The 1,234-nt window shown below is 44.2% G+C and carries 1 protein-coding gene; it reads right to left on the reverse strand.

What is annotated here, in order from left to right; translation table 11 throughout:
• Positions 1-1,234 (reverse strand): methyl-accepting chemotaxis protein (locus tag QTO00_RS19905; RefSeq protein WP_331426290.1); only part of this gene is annotated, 1,234 nt, incomplete at both ends.

The following is a 1,234-nucleotide window of genomic DNA, read 5'->3' on the forward strand; positions in this document are numbered from 1 at the left end:
TCATGAATGGTACCAATCGCCCTCTCAATTGCAGTTAAACTTGTCTGGATCTGAGTAGACTCATGTGCAGTTTGTTTTCCGCGCTGCTGACTTGAGCTCATAGAATCAACGGCGTTACGAACTCGACTCTGCAATGCTGTTAACATGTCGCCAATTTCTTGTGTGCTATTTTGAGTCCGACTTGCTAGCGATCGAACTTCGTCAGCAACAACGGCAAAACCTCTACCTTGTTCACCCGCACGAGCAGCTTCGATAGCTGCATTTAACGCTAGCAAATTAGTTTGTTCCGCTATCTCTCCAATGACATCGAGTACTTTAGTAATTCGCTCTGTCTGTTCACTCAACGCCTGTATTGCTTCAGATGTGCCGTTTACTTCAGAAACTAGATCGCTAATACCTTCGATTGCATGTGAGACCTCAAGCTGGGCTTCATTAATCTGATCATTTGCGGCTTTTATAGCCTGTGAAGTCGAATGAGTGTTGTTGGCAACTTCTCTTGAAGTCGCGCTCATTTCAGTTACAGCCGTCACTATTTTCTCAGTTTCTAAACTGTGGTTTTGCATGGAGTTCGCTGCATGACCCGTTTGCTGCTCTAGTGCATTCCCCGCAAGCATAACTTCAGACGCTGAATCTTGAAGGGCTTTTATCATTGGCTGTAGCTTGTCCATAAAGTCATTAAATGCGATTGCTACCTCACCAACTTCATCTAGGCTCTCAACCTTGAGCCTAGCGGTGAGATCACCTTCCCCCTCGGCAACATCTTTTAGTGACGCAACAACATGTTGTAATGGAGCCACGCCTCTATTAACAAAGAAAGTCACGAGTATTATCGTTATAAGCAGACCGAAAAAAGATAAAATAACTGCTGAGCGAGTATTATCATTCAGGCTCTGCAACTGAGCCGCTTTATATTCGCTAACTAACCGATCAATGTCATCAATATAGATCCCTGTTCCCAGTACCCAGTCCCAGCGAGGTAAATATTCAGCATAACCAAGCTTAGGGGCTTGAGCATCAATAGAAGGTTTGTGCCACGAAAAAGGCAAAAATCCGTCGCCTTTTTTTGCAGCTTCGATCAAGCCCGCAATGACAGGAGTACCGTTCTCGTCTTTCAAACCATAAAGGTTTTTCCCCTCTAGTTGTGGCTTGATGGCATGCAGTGTGTTGACACCATTTGAGTCATAGGCAAAAAAGTATCCATCTTTTTCAAATCGCATTGATTTTAGAATGGCTT

It is taken from the genome of Vibrio sp. M260118 (genome assembly GCF_036533755.1).
Classification (GTDB): domain Bacteria; phylum Pseudomonadota; class Gammaproteobacteria; order Enterobacterales; family Vibrionaceae; genus Vibrio.